Here is a 24,620-nt window from a genome sequence, read left to right as displayed (position 1 = left end):
ATTAACGCCCCTTGATCACCAGATCGGTCGGCGTCTCCCCCACCGCCTGCCAGTTCGGCCGGTACATCGACTCCACCTGCGGCGGCGGCACACGATAAGTCCCCGGCGTCACCGCCCGCGCCAGGTACAGCAGGTGCGTGGTACCGGAACCGTCCAGGTTGATCGCTGCCACATAGCGGTCGTCACGGAACTCCTGATGCTTGAGCGAGGCGTTCTGCATCGACTCACGCCATTCCTTCACCTGGCTGCTGGCGTTTTCCAGGCTGGCGGCGCTTTGCGCCAGGTTCTGGTTTTCCAGTTCCAGGCCGGCCGGCAGCAAATCTACCACCAGGGCATCCGGCACACGCTGCTTGGCGCTGACCGCCAGGTGCACCAGGACCAGCTCACCGCTGTTGAGGTTGCGCAGGTTCAGCGGCTGGCCGTTCATGCCCAGGTATTCGCGGCGGATGCTCAGGTTGTCGCCGCTGGCAGCCGGGGGCACCTGTGGATAACCCGAGATCGTCAATTGCTGGTACACCGGCGTCTCGCCCTGATTGCTCAAGGTCAAATCGCTGGACAGCAGCTTGCCTTCCAGCTCCAGCGTCGATTGCTGATTGTTCAACTCCTGCACGCCGCCACTGCCAGTGAGCGACACCTGCCAGTTCGCATCCGGCCTGGCAAACCCGAGGCGCCCCGCCAGGAACAGCGAGTTGCGCTCCTGGGTCGACAGATACGGGCTGGCCGCCAGTTGATCCGACAGCGTAAACAAACGCTCCTCACGCTTGCCCTTGGCCAGGTCGTTCTCTTCCAGCAGGGCCAGGATCATTGCCTGGTCGCGCAATGGGCTGCCGTAGTCGGCCAGCCACTCGTTGGCGTTACGCTGCGCCGCCAGCCCAGCGAGCAAGGCCTGGTCCGCACGCGGCTGGTCGCCCATCTTCTGCAGCGCGATAGCCAACTGCACCAGCGGCAAACCGGAGCGCGCATCGCTGCGTCGATCGAAGATACTGCGCAGCGCCCCCAACGGCGCCTGCTGACTGCGCGCCAGCACCATGCCAGCGTAGGCCTGTACGGCAAAGCGCGTATGGTCGGCGTTATCGCTGTAGTCGACGTCGATCAGATTGCGTTCCTGCACGTAGCGCAACAGGCGCTCGCTGGCTTTCTTCAACGCTTCAGGCGGCACGGCAAAACCCTGGTCGCGGGCACGCAGCAGGAAGTCGGTGACGTAGGCCGTCAGCCAGTATTCTTCTTCGCCATCGGCGCCCCACAACCCGAAGCTGCCGTTGTAGCGCTGCATGCCCAGCAGGCGCTCGATGCCCAACTCGATCTTGCGTTTACGCTCACTGTCCGACTCACCCTTGATCGACAGGCGCTTGAGCAGCGCATCGTCGGCATACAGCGACGGGTACAGGCCGCTCGCGGTCTGTTCCAGGCAACCATAGGGGTAGGCCTTGAGTGCGCTGATCTGAGCACCCAGGTTCAGCGGCGGCCGGCTCGACAGGCTCAACAGTGCCTGGCGCCCCGATGAATCGAACTGATCGAGCGTGCCCGCCGGCAGGCTCCACGGCTGATCCTTGAGCACCGCGCGGTAATGCTTGAGCAGTGCCGGGTACGCCGGGCGCACGCCCAATGTCCATTCGCGAGTGAACGGTGGCAGGTTTTCACCCGGCAAGTCCAGCCCGTTCACAGTGACCTTGACCTTGCCCTGCCCCAAACCACCCCAGGCCTTCACCGGGATGCGCAGGGTGGTGCGCTGGCCTTGTTTCAACTCGACGGTCTGCGCGCCAGCGTTGACCAACTCCAACTGCCCTTCGGCGCTCAGTTGCACATCCAGCTTCTGGGCCTTGCCCGACAGGTTGGACAGGTCCAGCGCCAAGGTGGTCTGGTCACCACCGGCCAGGAAACGCGGCGCCGACAGCTCGGCAATCAAAGGCGCGGCGATCACCGTCTTGGCTTCGGCCATGCCGTAGCGGTCGTCGCTCCAGGCCTGGGCCATCAGGCGCAGTTCGCCGTTGAAGTCCGGGATATTGACGCTGACTTCGCCCTCACCCTGCTCGTTCAGGGTCACTGGCGCACTTTGCAGCGCGACGATGGTCACGCTGGTGTCCGGGCGCTTGCCGCCCTTGGCCAGCGCGGCGTCACCACCGAATGCCAGGCTGGCCAAGCGCCCCTGCCCGGCTTCGATCAACTGGCCGTAGATGTCGAACTGGTCCACGCCATAAGCCTTGCGACCGAACAGGCTGGAGTAAGGGTCCGGCGTCGGGTATTCGGTAATGTTCAAGATGCCCACGTCCACCGCTGCCACCAGCACGTGCACCTGTTTCGGCACGCTGCCATCGGCGTTTTTTGCAGCGACTTTCACCGTCAGCGGCTGTTTGGGACGCATTTTTTCCGGCGCGGCCAGGGTCACGCCGAGTTTACGCTGGGTGCGATCCAACGGCAGGTGCAGCAGGCCCACGGCACGTTTGGGCGTGATGTTGGCTTTGCGCTCGCCAGGGCGAATCACCAGAGCACTGACGTACAGGTCATGGCGCGACCACTTCGGGTCAAGCTTCACGGCAAAGCTTTTGCCCTCGGCCGGCACATCGATTTCCTGCCACCACAGCGGCCCTTCGGCGGACTCCACCAGCAGGTAGCCTTTGCCGGCAGCGGGCGGAGTGACGGTGACGTTGGCGGTATCGCCGTCGCCATAGGCCGGTTTGTCCAGCGCCAGCTTGACCTGGTCGGGGCGTACGGCGCCGCCTTCGGTGTTGTCCTGGGCCTGGTAGCCGGCCCAGAAGCGCAAGCTGCTGACCAGGCCGGTCTGCGGGTCTTCCACTTCGACGCGGTACGGGCCCCACTCCACCTGGAAGCTGACCTTGGCCGTATCGCCGGCCTTGATGTTCAGGGTCTGCTCGTCGAGGTTGAGGAATTTCTCGTTGAAGTGGTAGCTCCAGCCGTCGTTCTCGGAGTAGTTCCAGTAGTAGTCACGGCGCTCGCGCACCAGGCGCACCTTGAGGTTCTGCGCGGCGAGCTTCTGCCCGTCCTGGTTGGCCAGCAGCACTTCGAATTCCGCCGGGCCATCGCCATTGGTTTCCTTGCCGTCAAACAAGCCGCGCAGGCCCGGCAGTTGCTCGGCCGGCCAGATCGGCTGTACCAGGCGCCGAGTGATCGGCCGCCCGCCCGACTCGTGCAGGCTGGCTTGCACGATCAGTTGCAGCGGCGACTTGGCCTCGGCCCACTTGCTTTCCAGGGTCAACGCTTCCTGGCCCTTGGCATCGAGCACGCTTTCGTCCAGTTCGAAATCCTGGCTCAGCTCTTCTTCGGTGACAGAGCCGAACTGATAGCCCGGCAGCGACTTGACCGCTTCGCGCAACGGCCGCACATAAACCTGCCCGCTGACCCGGTTGCCCGATGCCGGCGCACCGTAGAGATAGCGCCCGGTGACTTGAATCACCGGGTTATCCGCCGGGCTCAATGCGGTATCGCTGCCCTTGAGTTCCAGCGCCAGGCGCTCGGGCAGGAAGTCTTCGACGAGAAATTCATACAGCTGCGGCTTGCCGTCGCCCAGGTCGAACACCAGCTGCCAGCGCCCGGTTGGCGCTTCGCCAGCCAATTGCAGTTGATATTGATAGAGACCGGAGGCGTCGGCATCCCACACGAATTTGCGGCTCACCTGCTCATCCGGGCGACGCACTTCGACGCTCACCGGTTGCGGTTTGACGGCATTGCCATCCTTATCGCGCAGCAGGGCGTTGAGCAGCACGGTTTCGCCGGGGCGATACAGGTCACGCGGGCCAAAGACGAAAAACTGCAAGGGGTGGGACGGTTGCCCGCCGATATCGAACTCGGCCAGGTCCAATGCGGCACTGTCCAGGCGCAGCATGCTGGTCTGCTCGCCCTGCTTGGCCAGCAACACCTGGGCCTTTTTCGGCAACGGCAACTCGGCGTGGCCGCCCTTCTCGGTCTTGCCCTGGCCGACCACACGCCCCTCGGCGTCGAGCACCTCGAGGTCTACACCGTCCAGCGCCTTGCCGCCATCCAACGCCTGGGTGAACACATCCAGGCGATTGGCATAGCGGTGCACCGACAGGCCGATATCGCTCAAGGTAAACAACGTGGCCGGTTGGGAATAGTTGTAGGTGCCGGAGGCGCGCATCACCGCCAGGTACACGCCCGGCTGCTGCAGTTGCTTGAGGCCGGCGATCGGCAGCAACAGGGTTTCGCGGGTGTTGCGCGCCGGGTTCAGGTCGAAACGGCCGCCGTAGACCAGGTCGGCCAGTGGCAGCAGTTCGCGGGACTCATAGCTCTGCAGGCTGGTGTTGCGCCCCCACTGCGCGAGAAAAGTCGGCAGGGATTCGGGCTTGATGCGGAAGAATTCGACGTCGATCTTGTCGACGTTCAGCGCGATCACCGGCAACCCTTCAGCCAGACGCGTCGGCAGCAAGGTGCCACGGCTGGCGAAGCCGACGGTGGCTTGCAGGTCGCGGGTTTCCAGGCGGGCGCTGTACTCGGCGGCGAGTGTATTGCCGTTGACCGCCTTCACCCCGGCATCCACCGTGAGCACCAGTTTGCGCTGTGGCTCCAGGTGACGCAGGCGCAATTCCATGAGGTTGTCGGAGATTTCCCAGGCGCCATCGACCTTGCCGGACTTGCTGTCCACCAGGTGGAGTTTGTCGGCGAACTTCTGATCGGGATCCAGCGGAATGGAAAAGCTCACGGACAGGGTGCTGGCCCCATCGAGCTGCACTTCGGACACATCCACCACACTCAACTCACGGCCGGCATAACGCTGCTTCAGCGCCGCCACGTCCACCGCCGCCTTGGCCGGTTTGGGTGCAACCGTCGCCGCTGCTGGAGCGGTCGGGGCAGCCGGTTTATCGGAGGAATCGCAGGCGCTCAGCAGGGCCAGCGCACAAGCAAGGAACAGTCCTTTGTTAAGCATGGGGCACTCGTTGTGAGAGGGGTCCGAGGGGTGAACTATATATCAGCCCGCAGGGGGCCGATGTGGTGCTGGTCACATTGACCGACGGAGGGTGGTTTGGTTCTTGAAGGAACGCGAACGGAGCCAAATCCCACAAACGCTGGAGATCCAAATGTGAGAGGGGGCTTGCCCCCGATGGCAGTATGTCAGCCGATACATTTCCAGCTGACAGACCGCTATCGGGGGCAAGCCACCTCCCACATTGGTTCTGCAGTGAGATTAAGGGCCCGTTACAATGCCGCTCCCCCAAGGAGCCTCCATGCCCACCCTACTCACCGACTGGCGCCACCGCCCCACCCACCGCCGCGTCTGGGCCCTGGCCGCGCCGATGATCCTGTCGAATATCTCGGTGCCTCTCGTGGCCCTGGTCGACAGCATGGTCATCGGCCACCTGCCCCACGCCCATCAACTGGGGGCCGTGGCGGTCGGCGCCAGTCTGTATACCTTTCTGGCCTGGGCCATGGGTTTCCTGCGCATGGGCTCAACCGGTTTTGCCGCACAGGCTTCCGGGCGCAATGATGGGGCCGCGCTGCGACAAATCCTCCTGCAGGGCCTGCTACTGGCGTTGGGGTTGGCCATGCTGCTGGGCAGCGTGGGCATTCCGTTCAGCCATCTGGCATTGGAATGGATGCAACCCTCCCCCGAACTCAATCAACTGACCCAGGACTTTTTCCACACGCGCCTGTTCGGCCTGCCTGCCGCCCTTGCCAGCTACGCACTGGTCGGCTGGTTCCTCGGCACGCAGAACGCACGCGCGCCCTTGGCGATCCTGCTGACCACCAACCTGGTCAACATCGCGCTGAACCTGTGGTTTGTGCTGGGCCTGGATTGGGGGGTGGTCGGTTCGGCGCGGGCGTCCGTGATTGCCGAATGGACCGGCGCCTTGCTGGGCCTGGCGATGACGCAAAAAGCCCTGCGCGCCTACCCCGGCCATATCGCCTGGGCGGCGCTGAAACAGTGGGAAAGCTGGCGCCCGCTGCTGGCGGTGAACCGCGACATCTTCATCCGCAGCCTTGCGCTGCAATCGGTGTTTTTCATGATCACGGTGCAAGGTGCACGCCTGGGCGATGCCACCGTGGCGGCCAATGCACTGCTGCTCAACGGCCTGTTGTTGACAGCCCATGCGCTGGACGGCTTGGCCCATGCGGTGGAAGCCTTGTGCGGCCACGCCATCGGCGCCCACGACCGCCAGGCCATGCGACGTTCACTGGTCGTCGCTGGCGGTTGGTCGCTGATTGCCAGCGTCGGCTTTGCCCTGCTGTTCACGGTCTGCGGCCACCTGTTTATCGCCATGCAAACCGATATCCCCAGCGTGCGCGAAACGGCAGATATCTACCTGCCCTACCTGGCCGTATTGCCCTTGATTGCGGTGTGGAGCTATTTGCTCGACGGCTTGTTTATTGGTGCGACACGGGCGCGGGAAATGCGCAATGGGATGCTGTTGACCGTGGTTTCAGTGCTACCGGTTGCCTGGGCATTGCAGGGCCTGGGCAACCACGGGCTGTGGATTACCTTCCTGGTGTTCATGTCGGTGCGCAGTCTGTTGCTTTGGGTCATCGCCAGGCGAATCAATCGGGCGAATGGATGGTTCGACCCTCGTTTGGCATCCCGGTCATATTGGCCGTAACGCAAGGAACTCAGATACGCAATCTGGCGCCGGGACAAGCTATTGAGCTGGATATAACCCAGGCAACTGTGTGTACGCTCAATGCGTCAGGGTAGATTGACCTGCCCCATCCGGCGAGGTGACATAGCTCAAATGAAGACCCGTACTCGGCGCTCAGGCCCCACAGCAGGGTAGGAGCGAATGTGCTCGCTCCTACCCTCTCATAGCTTACGACGAAAGATACGACGACCGCGTCAGCCCTAACCGAAGTGCATCCAGGAACTGCGTGCGCTCACTGGCGCTGATCTTCGCGCTCGCACACTTGTCACGGTAGTGCGTCATCAACTCCTCCGGCGACAAGTGCACATAGCGCAGCATGTCTTCGATGGTGTCGTGGGTCTCGATACCGGCGCTGTACACCGAACCGTCTTCACGCTGGTAGATGTTCACCGAATCGGTGTCACCGAACAGGTTGTGCATGTCGCCGAGAATTTCCTGGTAAGCGCCTACCAGGAAGATCCCCAGCAAGTAGTCCTCACCTTCGTTCAAGCCATGAACCGGCAGGCTGGTCTCGATGCTCTGCTCATCGACGTACTGCTTGATCTTGCCGTCGGAGTCGCAGGTCAGGTCTTGCAGTACGGCGCGACGCAGCGGCTCTTCGTCAAGGCGGTGCAGCGGCAGGATCGGCAATACCTGGCCGATGGCCCAGGTGTCCGGCAGGCTCTGGAACACCGAGAAGTTGCAGATGTACTTGTCGGCCAATTTGTCGTTGAGCTCATCCAGCACCTGGCGGTGCGAGCGCTGGCGGGCCTTGAGCGAGTTGTGCAGGCGGCGGCACACGGCGAAGTAGCACTGCTCGGCCAGGGCTTTTTCGGCCAGGGTCAGCTTGCCGTCGGCGTACTGCGTGGCCACGTCGCTCATGTAGTGGGTGGCGCGCCAGTAGGTTTCGGTGACCATCTCGATGTCGGTCGGACCGAGCAGGTCCACCAGCCATTGCACGGTTTCCGGCAGGGCTTCCTTGTTTTCGATGGTCGGGATTTCGTCGTTGTGTTTCTCGACGTCAGTGACCTGCACCACCAGCATGGCGTGGTGGGCGGTCAGGGAACGGCCGCTTTCGGAGAAAATATTCGGGTGCGGCAGGCTCTGCGCGTCGCAGAATTCCTTGAGCATGCCCACGACCACGCCGGCATAGTCATCCATGTCGTAGTTGATCGAACTGGCGTTACGCGAGTGCGTGCCGTCGTAGTCCACGCCCAGGCCGCCGCCCACGTCGATGTGGTCCACCGGCAGGCCGAGGTTGCGCAGCTCGCCGTAGTAACGGATGGCTTCCTTGAAACCGTGCTGGTAGTCGGCCAGGTTGGCGATCTGCGAGCCCATATGGAAGTGCAACAGGCGGATGCCCTGGTCCAGGCCGGCCGCACGGAAGCGCTCGACCACGGACAGCAGTTGCGCCGCCGACAGACCGAATTTGGATTTCTCGCCACCGGTGTCCGCCCACTTGCTCGACGCCAGGGAAGACAAACGCACACGCAGGCCAACCTGTGGCTTGACCTTGAGGCTGGCGGCTTCTTCGATCACCAGCTCAACTTCGGATTCTTTCTCGATCACGATGAACACGTTGTGGCCGAGCTTCTGGCCCATCAGCGCGAGGCGGATGAATTCGCGGTCCTTGTAACCGTTGCAGACGATGGTGCCGCCCTTCGGCGCCAGGGCCAGCACGGCCAGCAGCTCGGGCTTGGAGCCGGCTTCCAGGCCGATGGACACGTTCTGGGTGGCGATGATGTTCTCGATCACCGCTTCCTGCTGGTTCACCTTGATCGGGTACAGCGCGGTGTACTTGCTCTGGTATTCCAGGCGTTCGATGTTCGAATCGAAAGCGCCGGTCAGTTGACGTACACGGTCTTGCAGGATGTCGGGGAAGCGCACCAGCAACGGCAACGACAGGCCGCTCTTGCGCAGCTCGTCGACTTGCTCGTACAGGTCGACGGGCGTGCTGTTCGGGCCGTTCGGACGAACTTCAACGCGACCGGCTTCATTGATCGCGAAATACCCGGCCCCCCAATGGCGGATCCCGTAAACGCTGCGGCTGTCCGCAACTGTCCATTGGCTGCCATCGTCTTTGCGTGTGCGTCGTACGGACATCGAAGTCCCCTATAAATGAAGGCGAAAGCGCCGCCTCTGGTTGAGGCTGGCGCAGTCTAAAGAATGAAAATGACGATTTGCCTGCGTGCAAGGTAGGACCCCGCGCGCAGGACAGAGTTTAGACACAGGTCGGGAAGAGGCTTTCAGCCGCCGGACTTCTTGGCCTTGTACCCGAGCTTGATCAGCTCGGCCAACAGCAACTCGACGTGATCGCCCTGGATCTCGATAACGCCGTCTTTCAACGCGCCACCGGTGCCACAGCGCTTTTTCAGCGTGGTGGCGAGCTCCTTCAGCGCGTCTTCGGCCAGCGGCACGCCGGTGATGGTGGTCACCGTCTTGCCGCCACGGCCTTTGCTCTCGCGTCGCACGCGGGCAATGCCGTCGCCTTCGGGAATCAGGGTCTGTTTGCAGGTGCAAGCGTCCACGGGCTGACGACAGTCCGGGCAGTGTCGACCTGCGTCGGTGGAAAATACCAGGCCACCAAGGGCGGCGAAGGATGCGGCTTTTTTGGCCACCGGCAATCCTCTTGGGAGGATGAAGACTGATCGATCAGACTGACCGACCGCGAAGCCCCACTCAGGCAGGGGCAGCGCTACCGAACCGCCAAGGCGGTTCGGGTGAAAAGTCGCGCAGTGTAACCACAAAAAGCCGACTTGCTAAGAGCCAAATGGCGCCAATTTATGCAACTTTAGCGACGTGAGGCCAGATAGCGGCGCAAGCCTTCCTGGGCGTCCGGGCAGTACGGCTTTTGCTCAGCCTCCTGCAGGACGGTGTCGATAGGTAAAAAGCGCGCTTCCATGACCTCTTCCGGCTGAAGGCGCAGCGGCCCGTCCCACACGGCTGAGTAGGATTTGCACCAGAGCCGGCTATCGCCATCTTCGAAGTAGAAGTGGTCATGTTCGACCAACGCCACCCCACTGACCCCAAGCTCTTCTTCCAGCTCACGGGCTGCCGACACGGCATAGGACTCACCCGCCGCCACCATCCCGCCTGCCGCCGTGTCCCAGTAACCGGGATACAGGGCTTTGCTCAAGGTGCGCCGATGCACACACAACTCACCGGCACTATTGAAAAGAAAGATAAAGGTGCAACGGCCGATCAGGCCGCGCTGGCGCAGGTCGGACCTGACAAGGTCGCCGAGCAGGTTGTCATGCTCATCGACCCAGCAGATCAGTTCAGCGTCGGAAGCCGCACGGTGGGCGGCCTCCTTTTGAGTAGCGTCCATCATCAACCCTGGTTGAGGAGCTGACGCAAGTCGATCACTGCAGCGTTTGCCCGGGAAATGTAATTGGCCATCACCAGCGAATGGTTCGCCAGTACGCCGAAGCCACTGCCATTAAGAATCATAGGACTCCACACCGGTTCCTGCGAGGCTTCCAGCTCACGAATGATCTGGCGCACGCTGACGGTGGCGTTTTTCTTGGCCAGTACGTCGGCAAAGTCCACTTCGATGGCGCGCAACAGGTGGGACAAGGCCCAGGCCTGGCCACGGGCTTCGTAGAACACGTTGTCGATCTGCATCCATGGAGTTTCCACCACTTCTTCATCGACCTGCGGCACTTCACCCGGCGCCAGCGCTTCGGTTTTCAGCGCAGTGTTCAGCTTCACGCGGCCCACACTGGCCGACAGGCGTTGCGACAGCGAGCCCAGGCGGGTGGCGACATCGCCCAGCCAGTTGTTCAGGTTGTCGGCCCGCGCATAGAACAACGCGCCTTTCTGGTTAGGGTCGGACAGGCGCGCTTCATAGCGGCTCAGGGAGTTGATGCCTTCCTGGTATTCGGACTCGCTGGATGGCAGCACCCAGCTCTTGTTATCGAAGTTGAAGCGCGGCTCGGCCTTGGCCAAGTCGGCGTCTTCGGCCGACTGCGACTGCGAGCGGGCGAAATCCTTACGCAGGGCGCGGGTCAAGTCGCGCACCTGCACCAGCACGCCGTATTCCCAGCTCGGCATGTTGTCCATCCACAGGCCTGGCGGGAAGCGGTCGTTGGAAATGTAGCCACCCGGCTTGTTCAGCAAGGTGCCAACCACCGTCTTGAGGGTTTCGACGGTGGTAAAGCCCACCACCATCTGCTTGCCGTCTTTTTCGGCGGCAATCTGCGCGTTCTGCTGGACCGGGAACAGCGCCGGCTCTTCGCTCCAGTACCAGCCCAAGGCGCCTGTGACCAACAGGTACAGGCCGAGCACACTGAGCACGGCACGGCTCATCAGCAGGGTACGAAAATAGCTGCGGTTGGCCGACTTGGGCTCAGGGGCGGGGCCTTTGGCGCTGCCTGCACGGTTTTTCCAGTCCAGCATGGCGATATCCTTTCAATCACTTGAGTTCATGCACTTGAATTGATGGCGTGCGTTCAAACACTCCGACCACAACCCTACCCCATCGTGCCCGCCCGTGCGGGGCTTTTCGCCAAACTGGCGCACAGAGGCTGTTCGACTATAAAGAATGCACGCTTTTTCCGCCGCGCGACCAGCGGGTCAGCAACTGAATACTCCGCACGCACAGTTTATTGACGTATGACACTCATCCCACGGGAAAGAGGTGCTAGCATAGAGCCATCAGTCGACCTCAGCATGCACCCTCACTAGTAGTCAGGATATGACCGAGCCAGAAGACCCCAGCCGTGAGCGCCTCAAGCAGCATTTTGCCCAGCGGGTAATTCATCAGGCACGTCAAATTCTTGAGATCTGGCAGCGCCTGCAACGCAGCGAGTGGTCCGGCACCGACCTTTCCGAACTCAGCGAGGCCAATCTGCGCCTGCTGCGCTTTGCCGAGCGCTTCGAACAGCCGGAACACAGCCAGTTGGCGCAGCACATCGGCGAATCCCTCAAGGCCGTGGACGAAAACCGCGGGCGCCTGAGCAGCCAACTGATCACCGAACTCAACCGCCTGATGCAACGCCTGTCCCGCACCGGGCTGCGCCAGGGCGACCAGCTTGAGCAAACCTTCCTGCCGCCGATGCGCAAGCCGATCTACGTGATGCTGGCTGATCACGACCGTGCCGAGCGCCTGGCCAAGCAGTTGGAGTTCTTTGGCATGAGCGCCCAGTCGTTGGACAGTGTGGCGGCGTTTCGCGCGTCGATGGCCGAGCGCCTGCCGTCGGCGATTGTGATGGACGTGGACTTCTGCGGTGCCGGCCTGGGCCTCAAGCTCGCCGCCGAAGCCCAGGAAGGCCTGGAGCAGAAGCTGCCACTGCTGTTTTTCAGCCTGCACGAAACCGACACCCCGACCCGCCTCGCCGCCGTGCGCGCCGGAGGCCAGGAATTCCTCACCGGTACGCTGGAAGCCTCCAGCTTGCTGGAAAAGATCGAAGTGCTGACCTGCGTCGCCCAGTACGAGCCGTATAAAGTGCTGATCATCGACGACTCGCGGGCCCAGGCGCTGCACACCGAACGGCTGCTCAACAGCGCCGGTATCGTCACCCGTACCTTGATCGAGCCGATACAGGCAATGGCCGAGTTGGCGGACTTCCAGCCCGACCTGATCATCCTCGACATGTATATGCCCGCCTGTACCGGCACCGAACTGGCCAAGGTCATCCGCCATAACGACCGTTACGTCAGCGTGCCGATCATTTACCTGTCGGCCGAAGACGACCTGGACAAGCAACTGGACGCCATGAGCGAAGGCGGCGATGACTTCCTCACCAAGCCGATCAAGCCGCGCCACCTGATCACCACCGTGCGCAACCGTGCGGCGCGGGCGCGCAACCTCAAGGCGCGGATGGTGCGCGACAGCCTGACCGGCCTGTACAACCACACCCATATCCTGCAACTGCTCGAAGACTGCAGCTTCCGCGCACGCCGCGAGAACAAGCCGCTGAGCTTCGCCATGCTCGACATCGACCACTTCAAGCGGGTCAACGACAGCCACGGCCACCCCATGGGCGACCGCGTGATCAAGAGTCTGGCGCTGTTTCTCAAGCAGCGCCTGCGCAAGACCGACTACATAGGGCGCTACGGCGGTGAAGAATTCGCCATTGTGATGCCTGACACCGATTTGGAAGCCGCCTGCAAAGTACTGGATGAAATCCGTGGGCGCTTTGCCGAAATCCATTACCCGGCCCAACCCCAGGATTTGTGGTGCACCTTCAGCGCCGGGGTGGTGGAGCTGTGCGACGGCTCCGACAGCCTGATGATGGCCGCCCAGGCCGACGAGGCGCTGTACCGCGCCAAGGACGCCGGACGCAATCGCGTACAACCCGCGCGCGCACCAAAGCAAAGTGCCATCTTTTCACCAGAATCCACCGAATCCGTCATAACGCTGTAATGGAAACGCAATAACTTCAGGCACTTATCTTTTGCTGTCGGTTGAAACCCCGCATGCGCCTGAAGCTGCTGACCAATCTCAATACCCTTCTTCTGGTGGCCGTGTGCCTGGCGCTGGGGGCGACGTTGTGGTGGTCGCAACGGGCGCTGGAGCGACCCTATTTGCTGATGGAGCGCTACCTGGGCCTGTCGCAGACGTTCCAGAATGAAGCCGCACGCAATATCGACGATTACCTGGCCAGCGGCGACGCCCTGCGCTTGAGCAGCGCGGGCCAGAGCCTGGAAAGCCTGTTGCAGCATCTGGACGAGTTGCCTGCGGACCTTGCGCAGAACCTGCGCCCGAGCCTGGTGGACCTGGATGCGTTCAGCAAGACCGAATTGCTGGCGGCCGGTAAGCTGGCAGGCGACCCGCAAGCCTTGCTGCTACAGGCCGAACGTGAATTGGGCGCGAACCTGGAGCAACTGAGCCAGTACGCCATCGGCGTGAACTCTCCCGAAGCCGCGCGCTATCTGCCGCCGTTGCTGGCCGCCTCCCAGCACCTGGGCAAGTTATCCCTGGCCCGCGACAAACTGGTGAGCAGCGGGCGTGCGGAACTGGCCGACGATGTGGAACGCGAAGTCGGCGCTATCCGCAGCCAGGCCGACCTGTTGGAGCAACTGCCGTTGCTCGGTATCAAGGCCAGCGCCGAATCCAGCGCCGATGACTTTTCCGCGCTGATGGGGCTGCAGAACAGCGAAAAAACCGAAGCCCAGGACACCGGCGTCGACCTCAAGCGTGAACTCAATAGCCTGCTCACCCGCTACCCCGCCGAACTCAAGCGCACCCGCGACCAGATCCAGCAACGCACCGAACTGGCCGCCAAGACCCACCAGAAAATCAACTCCGTTCAGCAAGCCATCGCCGCACTGGAACCGGTGGTGCGCGCGCAACATGGCCAAATCCAGGGTGAAGTGCGCCTGATGCAAGGGCTGATGATTGGCCTGATCCTGTTGATCGCGCTGCTGATCGACACCTTGCAACGCAAGCTGGCGCGGGTGCTGACCAATCTGGCGCCGGCCCTGTCGACTTGGGCCGAGGGTGACTTCAGCCAGCCGATTGCCCTGGGCAAGACCAATCGCGAACTGCACGATATCGAAGCGTCTCTGAACCGCCTGCGCACCTACCTGGTGGACTTGGTCGGCACCATTCGCGGCAACGCCGAGGAAGTTGCCAGCAGCAGCCGTACCCTCGCCGAACTGAGCAGCGGCCTGCACGACGGCGCCGAACGCCAGGCCGGGGATACTGCGCAAATCCGAGATTCATTGGGTGAACTGGAGGCGACGATCCAGCAAGTCGCCGGTGATGCCAGCCAGGCTGCCGGCGCCAGTCGCAGTGCCGGCCAGGCCGTGGAACAAGGCCAGCGCGTGATCGGCCTGAGCCTCACCGGCCTGCGTGCCCTGGTGGGCGAAGTGCAGCAAAACGCGCAGATGATCGAAAAACTGGCTGAGGAATCCGCCACCATCGGCGGCGTGCTCACGGTGATCCGCTCGATTGCCGACCAGACCAACCTGCTGGCCCTCAACGCTGCCATCGAGGCCGCCCGTGCCGGTGAAGCCGGACGCGGTTTTGCCGTGGTGGCCGACGAGGTGCGCTCGCTGGCCCAACGCACCGCTGGCGCCACCGCAGAAATCCAGACCTTGATCGCCGGGCTGCAGAGCGCCGCCCACCAATCGGTGCAAGGCATGCGGGCCCAGGTCGAACACGCCGAAGCCACCGCCCAGCAAGCCCAGGCGGCGGACGGTGCGCTGGATGAGATTGTCGGCGCGATCCAGACCATTTCCGACACCGCCGTGCGCATCGCCGATGTGACCGCGCAGCAGAGTGGTGCCGTCAGCGAGATTCGCGACAACAGTGAGCGGATTCATCAGTTGGGTGAGGACAACTTGCTGCGAATCGGCCAGGGCCGCAGCCAGGGTGAGCACTTGCTGGTGCTAGGTGGGCAGCTCAACACTGCCGTTCAAGCCTTCCGCGTCTGACACGATCTTCAACCTTATAGAGATCAAATGTGGGAGGGGGCTTGCCCCCGATTGCAGTGTGTCAGCCTCAGTGTCTGTAACTGACCCAGCGCTATCGGGGGCAAGCCCCCTCCCACATTTGACCTTCATGGCATTCAGGAGCGTATTACCCATGACCGGATCACCGGCCACAGTCACAAATTTCGCGCTATCCTCGCTAATCGTGCCGCCTACTGCATAGAACTGGACAGTCACAAAGGCTTTGCGGCATAGTCGCCGGGTTCTGCCGTACCCCCATCAATAACAAGGAACAGCCGATGGCGACCTTACTGGTTCTTCACGGACCCAACCTGAACCTGCTCGGCACCCGTGAACCGGGCGTCTACGGGGCAGTCACCCTGGACCAGATCAACCTTGATCTCGAACGCAGGGCGCGTGAAGCCGGCCACCATCTGCTCTACCTGCAAAGCAATGCCGAGTACGAATTGATTGATCGCATCCATGCCGCGCGCGGCGAAGGCGTGGATTTCATCCTGATCAATCCCGCCGCTTTTACGCATACAAGTGTTGCATTACGTGACGCGCTGCTGGCGGTGAGCATCCCATTCATCGAAGTGCATTTGTCGAACGTGCACAAACGCGAAGCTTTCCGCCATCACTCCTACTTCTCCGATGTAGCGGTAGGTGTGATCTGCGGCCTTGGCGCCAGCGGTTACCGACTGGCCCTGGAGGCCGCCCTGGAACAACTTGAACAACCGGCCAAGCGCCCCTGACCGACCCTTGGGAGTTGATGATTCATGGATATCCGTAAAGTTAAGAAACTGATCGAACTGCTGGAAGAATCCGGTATCGACGAGCTGGAAATCAAGGAAGGCGAAGAGTCCGTACGGATCAGCCGCCACAGCAAGACCCCGGCCCAGCAGTTCTATGCACCACAGATGCAAGCGCCGGCTCCGGCCGCTGCTGCTCCGGCCGCCGCGCCTGCTGCCGCCGCTGCACCTGCCGCCCCAGCCGCTCCGGCGCTGAACGGCTTCGTGGTCAAGTCGCCAATGGTCGGTACGTTCTACCGCACCCCGGCACCGACTTCGCCAGCCTTCGTTGAAGTCGGCGCTACCGTGAAAGTGGGCGACACCATCTGCATCGTTGAAGCGATGAAGATGATGAACCACATCACCGCTGAAAAAGCCGGCGTCATCGAATCCATCCTGGTAGAAAACGGTCAGCCGGTTGAGTACGACCAGCCGCTGTTCACCATCGTTTGAACCGCGGAGCGCCTTCGATGTTGAAACCTGCGAAGAAACTGCAAAAAGTCCTGATCGCCAACCGCGGCGAGATCGCGCTGCGTATCCTGCGCGCCTGTAAGGAAGAGGGCATCAAGACCGTCGCTGTTTACTCGACGGCCGATACCGAATTGATGCACGTGAAACTGGCGGACGAAAGCATCTGCATCGGCCCGCCACTGGCCACGAACTCGTACTTGAAAGTCTCGAACATCATCGCGGCCGCGGAAGTGACCGGCGCTGATGGCATCCACCCTGGCTACGGCTTCCTCGCGGAAAACGCCGATTTCGCCGAACAGGTGGAAAAGTCCGGGTTTGCCTTCATCGGCCCGAAAGCCGAAACCATTCGCCTGATGGGTGACAAGGTGTCGGCCAAGGACGCCATGATCGCGGCCGGCGTGCCAACCGTTCCAGGCTCCGACGGCCCGCTGCCGGAAGACGAGGAAACCGCGCTGCGCATTGGTCGCGAAGTCGGCTACCCGGTGATCATCAAGGCCGCCGGTGGCGGTGGTGGTCGCGGCATGCGCGTGGTGCATAAGGAAGAAGACCTGATCGAAGCTGCCAAGCAGACTCGCTCCGAAGCGGGCGCCTGGTTCGGCAACCCGATGGTCTACCTGGAGAAGTACCTGACCAACCCACGTCACGTGGAAGTGCAAGTACTGTCCGACGGCCAAGGCCACGCCATCCACCTGGGCGACCGCGACTGCTCGCTGCAACGTCGTCACCAGAAGGTCCTGGAAGAAGCGCCAGCACCGGGCCTGGATGAAAAAGCGCGCCAGGAAGTACTGGCTCGTTGCGTCAAGGCGTGCATCGACATCAACTACCGTGGCGCGGGTACTTTCGAGTTCCTGTACGAGAACGGTCGTTTCTACTTCATCGAGATGAACACTCGTGTGCAGGTAGAGCATCCGGTGTCGGAGATGGTCACCGGTATCGACATCGTCAAGGAGATGCTCAGCATCGCCGCCGGCAACCCGCTGTCCTTCACCCAGGACGACGTGAAGATGCACGGCCACTCCCTGGAGTGCCGCATCAACGCCGAAGACCCGAAAACCTTTATCCCAAGCCCTGGCCTGGTCAAGCATTTCCACGCGCCCGGCGGCAACGGCGTACGTGTGGATTCGCACCTGTACAGCGGCTACAAGGTGCCGTCCAACTACGACTCGCTGATCGGCAAGCTGATCACCTGGGGCGCTACCCGCGACGAGGCCATGGCCCGTATGCGCAACGCCCTGGACGAAATCGTGGTCGACGGCATCAAGACCAACATCCCGCTGCATCGGGACCTGGTCCGTGATGAAGGCTTCTGCGAAGGTGGTGTGAACATCCACTACCTGGAACACAAGCTGGCCAACCAGTAAGTGCGCCAAACGACACAGCCGCCTCCGGGCGGCTTTGTTGTTTACGGGCCCCGGATTTCCTGGATGTACAGGGTCCAATGTGGCAAAGGGCTTGCCCCCTCCCACAGTTGTCCTGTGTATATTTTGAATACTGCAAATCGCCAGCACAGTCGTCTTCTGACCGCTGCTCGCGTAAACTTGCGCCCTTTCGCAGCCCCACCGCGCTGCACACTCATTTTTTCAAAGGTGCCCGCCATGCCTTGGCTGCAAGTCCGTCTCGCCATCAGCCCAGAACAAGCCGAAACCTATGAAGACGCTTTCCTCGAAGTAGGCGCTGTCTCCGTAACGTTCATGGACGCCGAAGACCAGCCGATCTTCGAACCCGAACTCAACACCACGCCGCTGTGGTCCCACACCCATTTGCTGGCCCTGTTCGAAGACGGCACCGATGCCGCCAGCGTCCTGGCCCATATGGAGCTGCTCACCGGCGGCCCGCTGCCAGAGCACCACAGCGAAGTCATCGAAGACCAGGACTGGGAACGCAGCTGGATGGACAACTTCCAGCCGATGCGTTTTGGTCAGCGCCTGTGGATTGTACCGAGCTGGCATGCCGCGCCCGAGCCCGACGCCGTCAACCTGCTGCTGGATCCGGGCCTGGCGTTCGGCACCGGCACCCACCCGACCACCGCGCTGTGCCTGGAATGGCTGGACGGCCAGGACCTGACCGACAGCCACGTGCTGGACTTCGGCTGCGGCTCGGGGATCCTGGCGATTGCCGCCCTGCTGCTCGGCGCCAAGGAAGCCGTGGGCACCGACATCGACGTGCAAGCCCTGGAAGCCTCTCGCGATAACGCCGGGCGCAACAACATTCCTGAAGGCAAATTCCCACTCTACCTGCCGGAGCAATTGCCCCAGGTACAGGCCGACGTGCTGGTGGCCAACATCCTCGCCGGCCCGCTGGTGTCGTTGGCGCCGCAGTTGTCGAGCCTGGTCAGGCCGGGCGGCCGCCTGGCGCTGTCGGGCATCCTGGCCGAGCAGGGCGAAGACGTCGCCGCTGCCTACGCCAAGGATTTCGAGCTGGACCCGATCGCCAACCGCGATGGCTGGGTACGCATCAGCGGTCGTCGGCGCTAGAATGAGCGCTTGCCTGAATCGGATGGCCGCATGACCGACAGTTTCGTCACCCAGTGCCCGCATTGCCAAGCACGCTTTCGCGTCAACCACGCTCAATTGAGCGTGGCCCGTGGCGTGGTGCGCTGCGGCTCGTGCCTGCAAGTGTTCAATGCGGCTCGCCAACTGCTGGAGCAACGCGCCCAGGCGCCGATACCGCAGCCCGAGTCGACTCCCGAGGCGCCGCGCGCCATCAGCCAGAAACAGTGGAGCGCGGAAGAGCTGGACCTGGACAACCTGGACCTGGATGAAGAACTGGCCAAGCTGGAACGCCGCGAGATTCAGCACACGCAGCCTGTTGGCGCAGATCGTCGCCAGCCCGGCACCGACCGCCGCCAAAAGGATGAGTCCTTCAGCGCCAGCCGCGACACGGTCAAGGCCGAAGAAGAAAAATGGGCGGCAAGCCTGTTCAGCGAGCCGCCTGAAGAGCGCCTCCACGTCACCGAAGACCAGCCAGAACCTGCGACCAGGCAGCGCACCGAACCGTCCATGTCGTTCCACACCGACCATCGCGACGATGAGCCCCCCCTGCGTTCAACACCAGACGATGACGACATCGACCCACCGTTTACACCGCTGACCAAAGCGGCCGAACCCGACGATCGCCTGCCCCCCCGCCGCAAGCGCCCACGCGCTGAAACCAGCGCCCATGACGACCTGCTGCAGGACCTGGAAGACGATCCACTGCACCTCTACGCACAAAAACGCCCGACAGGCCTGGGCCGTCGCCTGGTCTGGCTGCTGCTGGTGCTGATCGCCGCCGCCGGCCTCGCAGGCCAATACATCGCCTACCAATTCGACGACCTGGCCCGCCAGGACGCCTATCGCCCGTGGTTCCAGCAACTGTGCCCCACCCTGGGTTGCACCGTGCCATCGCGGGTCGATATTGCCCATATCAAGAGCAGTAACCTGGTAGTGCGCAGCCACCCGGATTTCGCCGGGGCGCTGGTGGTGGATGCGATCATCTACAACCGCGCCACCTTCTCCCAACCCTTCCCGCTGCTGGAGCTGCGTTTTGCCGACCTGAACGGCAACCTGATTGCCAGCCGTCGCTTCAAACCCGCCGAATACCTCAGCGGTGAGCTGGCCGGCGTTAGCGAAATGCCATCGCAAACCCCGATCCATATCTCCCTGGATATCCTCGATCCGGGCAACAAAGCCGTGAATTACAGCCTGAGCTTCCATTCGCCCGAGTGAATCGGTTCACGCGTTGAGCTTTGACGGCAGGTTATTGACTTTCCCCTGCGCAACCAAACCGCTGGCGATAAAGAAATAACTGTTCAGATTTTATCCAATTCAGCCTTTATCCAGTCATCGAGAGCGGGTATCATGCCAACCCTTTTTCGAACTCTAATGATCCGGCCCCACAACAGGGAAGTCCTATGTCGGCGGTACGCATCGGCCCATACACATTGCAGAACGGCTTGATCCTCGCCCCGATGGCGGGCGTCACCGACCAGCCCTTTCGTCAGCTGTGCAAGCGTTTGGGCGCGGGTCTAGTAGTCTCGGAAATGGTCACCAGCGACATGAGCTTGTGGAACACCCGCAAATCGCGGATGCGCATGATCCACGAAGGTGATCCCGAGCCCCGCTCGGTACAGATCGCCGGTGGAGATGCACAGATGCTGGCGGATGCGGCCCGTGCCAACGTGGAGTTGGGGGCGCAGATCATCGACATCAACATGGGCTGCCCGGCCAAGAAGGTCTGTAACAAGGCCGCCGGTTCGGCCCTGTTGAAAGATGAGCAGTTGGTGGCCGAGATCCTGCAGGCCGTTGTCGCCGCAGTGGATGTACCGGTTACCCTGAAGATCCGTACCGGTTGGGACCGGGACAACAAGAACGGCCTGACAGTGGCGAAGATCGCTGAACAGGCAGGCATTACAGCGCTGGCGGTGCATGGCCGTACCCGCGCCGACCTTTACACCGGTGAAGCCGAGTACGACACCATTGCTGCGATCAAGCAGGCGGTATCGATGCCGGTATTCGCCAATGGCGACATCGACTCCGCCGAGAAGGCAAGGCGCGTGCTGCATGCCACCGGTGCCGATGGCTTGTTGATTGGCCGGGCCGCCCAGGGGCGTCCGTGGATTTTTCGTGAGATCGATCATTTTCTGCGTACCGGCGAAGTGTTGCCGGCACCGGGGCTGATCGAAGTGGAACGTATTCTGCTAGAGCATCTGGCCGCCCTGCACGCCTTCTATGGGGACGTGATGGGAGTACGCATTGCTCGCAAGCATGTCGGCTGGTATCTCGCAACCCTGCCGGGCGCCAGGGAGTTTCGCGCCCACTTCAATCGTTTGGATGATACGCAAGCACAGGTCGCCACCGTTCGAGAGTACTTCAGCGAGCGTGAAAAGAGCCTGGGGACAGGGGACGGAGAGGGGGTGGCCGCATGACGATGATGACCGAGACTTTAGTGAGTGGAACAACACCCGTGAGCGACAACGTCAATTTGAAACAGCACCTCAACACGCCGAGCGAAGAAGGCCAGACCCTTCGCGGGAGTGTCGAGAAGGCGCTGCACAATTATTTCGCCCACCTTGAGGGCGCTTCCGTCACGGACGTGTACAACCTGGTGCTCTCCGAAGTCGAGGCGCCCTTGCTCGAAAGCGTGATGAACTACGTCAAGGGCAACCAGACCAAAGCCAGTGAGCTGCTGGGCCTCAACCGTGGCACCTTGCGCAAAAAGCTCAAGCAATACGATTTGCTGTAAGCATTCAATCAAACCAGAAAGGCGCCCGCGTAAAACCGGTCGCCTTTTTTGCTGACTCCTTTGCTTTTGATGGAAATTGAAATGACCGACCAGACTACCCGCCTGCCGATCCGCCGCGCCTTGATCAGTGTCTCCGACAAGACCGGGATCCTCGAATTTGCCCGGGAGCTGGAAGCCCTGGGCGTGGAAATCCTCTCCACGGGCGGGACCTTCAAACTGCTGCGGGACAATGGCGTGGCCGCAGTGGAAGTGGCGGACTACACCGGCTTCGCAGAAATGATGGACGGTCGGGTCAAGACCCTGCACCCGAAAATCCACGGCGGTATCCTCGGCCGTCGTGGCACCGACGACGCGATCATGGCCGAGCACGGCATCAAGCCGATCGACCTGGTGGCCGTCAACCTCTACCCATTCGAAGCCACCATCAACAAGCCAGGCTGCGACCTGCCGACCGCCATCGAAAACATCGATATCGGCGGCCCGACCATGGTGCGTTCGGCGGCCAAGAACCACAAAGACGTGGCCATCGTGGTCAACGCCAGTGATTACGCCAACGTATTGGAAAGCCTGAAAGCCGGTGGCCTGACCTACGCCCAGCGTTTCGACCTGATGCTCAAGGCGTTCGAACACACCGCCGCCTACGACGGCATGATCGCCAACTACATGGGCACCGTGAACCAGGCCGCTGAAACCCTCAGCACAGAAGGCCGCAGCCAGTTCCCGCGCACCTTCAACAGCCAGTTCATCAAGGCCCAGGAAATGCGCTATGGCGAGAACCCGCACCAGAGCGCGGCGTTCTACGTGGAAGCCAAGCCTGCCGAAGTCGGCATCGCCACGGCGACCCAGTTGCAAGGCAAGGAGCTGTCCTACAACAACGTGGCCGACACCGACGCCGCGCTGGAATGCGTGAAGAGCTTCGTCAAGCCGGCCTGTGTGATCGTCAAGCACGCCAACCCATGCGGCGTGGCCGTGAGCCCGGATGCTGAAGGCGGTATCCGCCAGGCGTACGAACTGGCCTACGCCACCGATACCGAATCGGCCTTCGGCGGCATCATTGCGTTCAACCGCGAACTGGATGCCGAGACCGCCAAGGCGATCGTCGAGCGTCAGTTCGTTGAAGTGATCATCGCCCCAAGCGTCAGCGAAGAAGCCCGCGCCATCGTGGCAGCCAAAGCCAATGTGCGCCTGCTGGCCTGCGGAGAGTGGTCGGCCGAGCGTGCAGCGGCCTGGGACTACAAGCGCGTCAACGGTGGCTTGCTGGTACAGAGCCGCGACATCGGCATGATCGGCAGCGAAGACCTGAAAGTCGTGACCAAGCGCGCCCCGACCGAGCAGGAGATCAACGACCTGATCTTCGCCTGGAAGGTGGCCAAGTACGTTAAATCCAACGCCATCGTCTACGCCAAGAACCGCCAGACCATCGGGGTCGGCGCCGGCCAGATGAGCCGTGTGAACTCGGCGCGTATCGCCGCGATCAAGGCCGAGCACGCCGGTTTGCAGGTGGTGGGGTCGGTGATGGCTTCCGATGCGTTCTTCCCGTTCCGTGACGGCCTGGACAACGCCGCGAAAGCCGGTGTAACCGCCGTGATCCAACCGGGTGGTTCGATGCGTGATGCCGAAGTGATCGCCGCCGCGGATGAAGCTGGCATCGCCATGGTCTTCACCGGCATGCGTCACTTCCGTCACTGATTCAACTCGATCGAAATGTGGGAGCGGGCTTGTGTGGCGATCGGGCTTGCCACATGAGTTCGGCTCCACATTGAAGCGCACCCTGAGCGCCTACAGAATTTGAGGTTTTTGACATGAATGTTTTGATCATTGGCAGCGGTGGCCGTGAACACGCCCTGGCCTGGAAAGTTGCCCAGGACCCGCGTGTCCAGAAAGTCTTCGTCGCTCCCGGCAACGCTGGCACCGCCATTGAAGCCAAGTGCGAAAACGTTGCCATCGACGTGCTGGCACTTGAGCAACTGGCGGACTTTGCCGAGAAAAATGTGTCCCTGACCATCGTCGGCCCGGAAGTGCCGCTGGTGGCCGGTGTCGTGGACCTGTTCCGCAGCCGTGGCCTGGACTGCTTCGGCCCTACCGCCGGTGCGGCCCAGTTGGAAGGTTCCAAAGCCTTCACCAAGGATTTCCTGGCCCGCCACAAGATCCCGACTGCCGACTACCAGAACTTCACCGAGATCGAGCCGGCCCTGGCTTACCTGCGCGAAAAAGGTGCGCCAATCGTGATCAAGGCCGATGGCCTCGCTGCTGGTAAAGGCGTGATCGTCGCCATGACCCTGCAGGAAGCCGAAGACGCCGTGCGCGATATGCTCGCCGGCAACGCTTTCGGTGACGCAGGTTCCCGCGTGGTCATCGAGGAGTTCCTCGACGGCGAAGAAGCCAGCTTCATCGTGATGGTCGACGGCAAGAACGTCTTGCCGATGGCCACCAGCCAGGACCACAAGCGCGTCGGCGACGGCGACACCGGCCCGAACACCGGTGGAATGGGTGCCTACTCCCCTGCCCCGGTGGTCACGGCCGATGTGCACCAGCGCGTCATGGACCTGGTGATCTGGCCGACCGTGCGCGGCATGGCCGACGAAGGCAATGTGTACACCGGTTTCCTGTATGCCGGCCTGATGATTGACAAAGCCGGTAACCCGAAAGTCATCGAGTTCAACTGCCGCTTCGGCGACCCGGAAACCCAACCGGTGATGCTGCGCCTGCAATCGAGCCTGGTGCTGTTGGTCGAGGCGGCATTGGCCCAGGCCCTGGACAAGGTTGAAGCGCAGTGGGATCCACGTCCGAGCGTCGGCATCGTGCTGGCGGCTGGTGGCTACCCTGCCGACTACGCCAAGGGCGATGTGATTGAAGGCCTGGACGCGGCTGCTACGCTGGAAGGCAAGGTGTTCCATGCGGGCACCGCGCTCAAGGATGGCCAGGTCGTGACGGCCGGTGGCCGTGTGCTATGCGCCACCGCCATGGGCGCCAGCGTCGACGCCGCGCAGCAACAGGCGTACAAGCTGGCCGCGAAGATCGACTGGAAAGGCTGCTTCTACCGCAAGGACATCGGCTATCGCGCCATTGCGCGGGAGCGTGGCGAGAACCAGTAAGCAGCTATCCGTTCGGCTAGGCAGGGGCCGCTGGCCCTTGCCGTATGCAGGCCTACCCGCGCATAGTTAACCGTGCA

Annotated in this window: 17 protein-coding genes; 12 read left to right on the top strand and 5 right to left on the bottom strand. The window is 62.1% G+C overall.

The window, feature by feature from the left end:
• Position 1: 1 nt before the first annotated feature.
• Positions 2-4,900, bottom strand: coding sequence for an alpha-2-macroglobulin family protein (locus BM017_RS26115; protein ID WP_092249966.1), 4,899 nt, complete (start codon positions 4,898-4,900; stop codon positions 2-4).
• 298 nt (positions 4,901-5,198) lie between these two features.
• On the opposite strand from BM017_RS26115, the gene BM017_RS26110 reads away from it, so the two are divergent.
• Positions 5,199-6,566: an MATE family efflux transporter gene (locus BM017_RS26110; protein ID WP_092249963.1), complete on the top strand. Its 1,368-nt coding sequence runs from the start codon at positions 5,199-5,201 to the stop codon at positions 6,564-6,566.
• 207 nt (positions 6,567-6,773) lie between these two features.
• On the opposite strand, the gene speA is transcribed toward BM017_RS26110, so the two are convergent.
• The 4 genes from speA to BM017_RS26090 all read right to left on the bottom strand — a co-directional run bounded on the left by speA (position 6,774) and on the right by BM017_RS26090 (position 10,892).
• The gene (gene speA / locus BM017_RS26105; protein ID WP_071491593.1) at positions 6,774-8,687 is read right to left on the bottom strand and encodes an arginine decarboxylase; all 1,914 of its coding nucleotides are present in this window, start codon (positions 8,685-8,687) and stop codon (positions 6,774-6,776) included.
• Positions 8,688-8,830: 143 nt separating this feature from the next.
• Positions 8,831-9,202, bottom strand: a complete 372-nt coding sequence (locus BM017_RS26100; protein ID WP_017849660.1) for a translation initiation factor Sui1 — start codon at positions 9,200-9,202, stop codon at positions 8,831-8,833.
• Positions 9,203-9,375: 173 nt separating this feature from the next.
• Positions 9,376-9,912 (bottom strand): NUDIX hydrolase, encoded by a 537-nt coding sequence (locus BM017_RS26095; RefSeq protein WP_092249960.1) that lies wholly within the window; start codon positions 9,910-9,912, stop codon positions 9,376-9,378.
• Positions 9,913-9,914: 2 nt separating this feature from the next.
• Positions 9,915-10,892 carry a DUF2333 family protein gene (locus BM017_RS26090; protein ID WP_371322043.1) on the bottom strand — a complete coding sequence of 326 codons (978 nt, stop codon included), beginning with the start codon at positions 10,890-10,892 and terminating at the stop codon, positions 9,915-9,917.
• A 388-nt stretch (positions 10,893-11,280) separates the two neighbouring features.
• Between BM017_RS26090 and BM017_RS26085 the strand changes: the two genes are divergently transcribed.
• The 11 genes from BM017_RS26085 (at position 11,281) to purD (ending at position 24,543) form a co-directional block, all read left to right on the top strand.
• Complete coding sequence (locus tag BM017_RS26085; RefSeq protein ID WP_092249957.1) at positions 11,281-12,951, top strand: response regulator; 1,671 nt, start codon at positions 11,281-11,283, stop codon at positions 12,949-12,951.
• 53 nt (positions 12,952-13,004) lie between these two features.
• Complete coding sequence (locus tag BM017_RS26080; protein ID WP_092249954.1) at positions 13,005-14,966, top strand: methyl-accepting chemotaxis protein; 1,962 nt, start codon at positions 13,005-13,007, stop codon at positions 14,964-14,966.
• Positions 14,967-15,262: 296 nt separating this feature from the next.
• A complete protein-coding gene (aroQ, locus tag BM017_RS26075) occupies positions 15,263-15,718 on the top strand; it encodes a type II 3-dehydroquinate dehydratase (protein WP_010213488.1) in 456 nt (151 codons plus the stop codon).
• 24 nt (positions 15,719-15,742) lie between these two features.
• The gene (gene accB, locus BM017_RS26070; protein ID WP_010213489.1) at positions 15,743-16,207 is read left to right on the top strand and encodes an acetyl-CoA carboxylase biotin carboxyl carrier protein; all 465 of its coding nucleotides are present in this window, start codon (positions 15,743-15,745) and stop codon (positions 16,205-16,207) included.
• Between the two features lie 17 nt (positions 16,208-16,224).
• The gene (gene accC, locus BM017_RS26065) at positions 16,225-17,586 is read left to right on the top strand and encodes an acetyl-CoA carboxylase biotin carboxylase subunit (protein WP_010213490.1); all 1,362 of its coding nucleotides are present in this window, start codon (positions 16,225-16,227) and stop codon (positions 17,584-17,586) included.
• 234 nt (positions 17,587-17,820) lie between these two features.
• A complete protein-coding gene (gene prmA, locus BM017_RS26060) occupies positions 17,821-18,699 on the top strand; it encodes a 50S ribosomal protein L11 methyltransferase (protein WP_092249951.1) in 879 nt (292 codons plus the stop codon).
• A gap of 30 nt (positions 18,700-18,729) precedes the next feature.
• Entirely contained in the window at positions 18,730-19,932 is a 1,203-nt protein-coding gene (locus BM017_RS26055; RefSeq protein ID WP_092249948.1) for a DUF3426 domain-containing protein, read from the top strand.
• Between the two features lie 185 nt (positions 19,933-20,117).
• Positions 20,118-21,131, top strand: a complete 1,014-nt coding sequence (gene dusB, locus BM017_RS26050) for a tRNA dihydrouridine synthase DusB (RefSeq protein ID WP_092249945.1) — start codon at positions 20,118-20,120, stop codon at positions 21,129-21,131.
• Positions 21,128-21,448, top strand: a complete 321-nt coding sequence (gene fis, locus BM017_RS26045) for a DNA-binding transcriptional regulator Fis (protein WP_002555375.1) — start codon at positions 21,128-21,130, stop codon at positions 21,446-21,448. The genes dusB and fis overlap by 4 nt, the downstream gene beginning before the upstream one ends.
• A gap of 81 nt (positions 21,449-21,529) precedes the next feature.
• Positions 21,530-23,137 (top strand): bifunctional phosphoribosylaminoimidazolecarboxamide formyltransferase/IMP cyclohydrolase, encoded by a 1,608-nt coding sequence (gene purH / locus BM017_RS26040; protein WP_092249942.1) that lies wholly within the window; start codon positions 21,530-21,532, stop codon positions 23,135-23,137.
• A 113-nt stretch (positions 23,138-23,250) separates the two neighbouring features.
• Positions 23,251-24,543 (top strand): phosphoribosylamine--glycine ligase, encoded by a 1,293-nt coding sequence (purD, locus tag BM017_RS26035; RefSeq protein WP_071493000.1) that lies wholly within the window; start codon positions 23,251-23,253, stop codon positions 24,541-24,543.
• The last annotated feature ends 77 nt before the right edge of the window (positions 24,544-24,620 follow it).

Origin of the sequence: Pseudomonas sp. NFPP04, assembly GCF_900113815.1 — a bacterium.
In the GTDB taxonomy this organism is placed as follows: domain Bacteria; phylum Pseudomonadota; class Gammaproteobacteria; order Pseudomonadales; family Pseudomonadaceae; genus Aquipseudomonas; species Aquipseudomonas extremorientalis.
The sequence above is the reverse complement of the archived record's forward strand: the minus strand, read 5'-3'. Positions and strand labels throughout refer to the sequence as shown.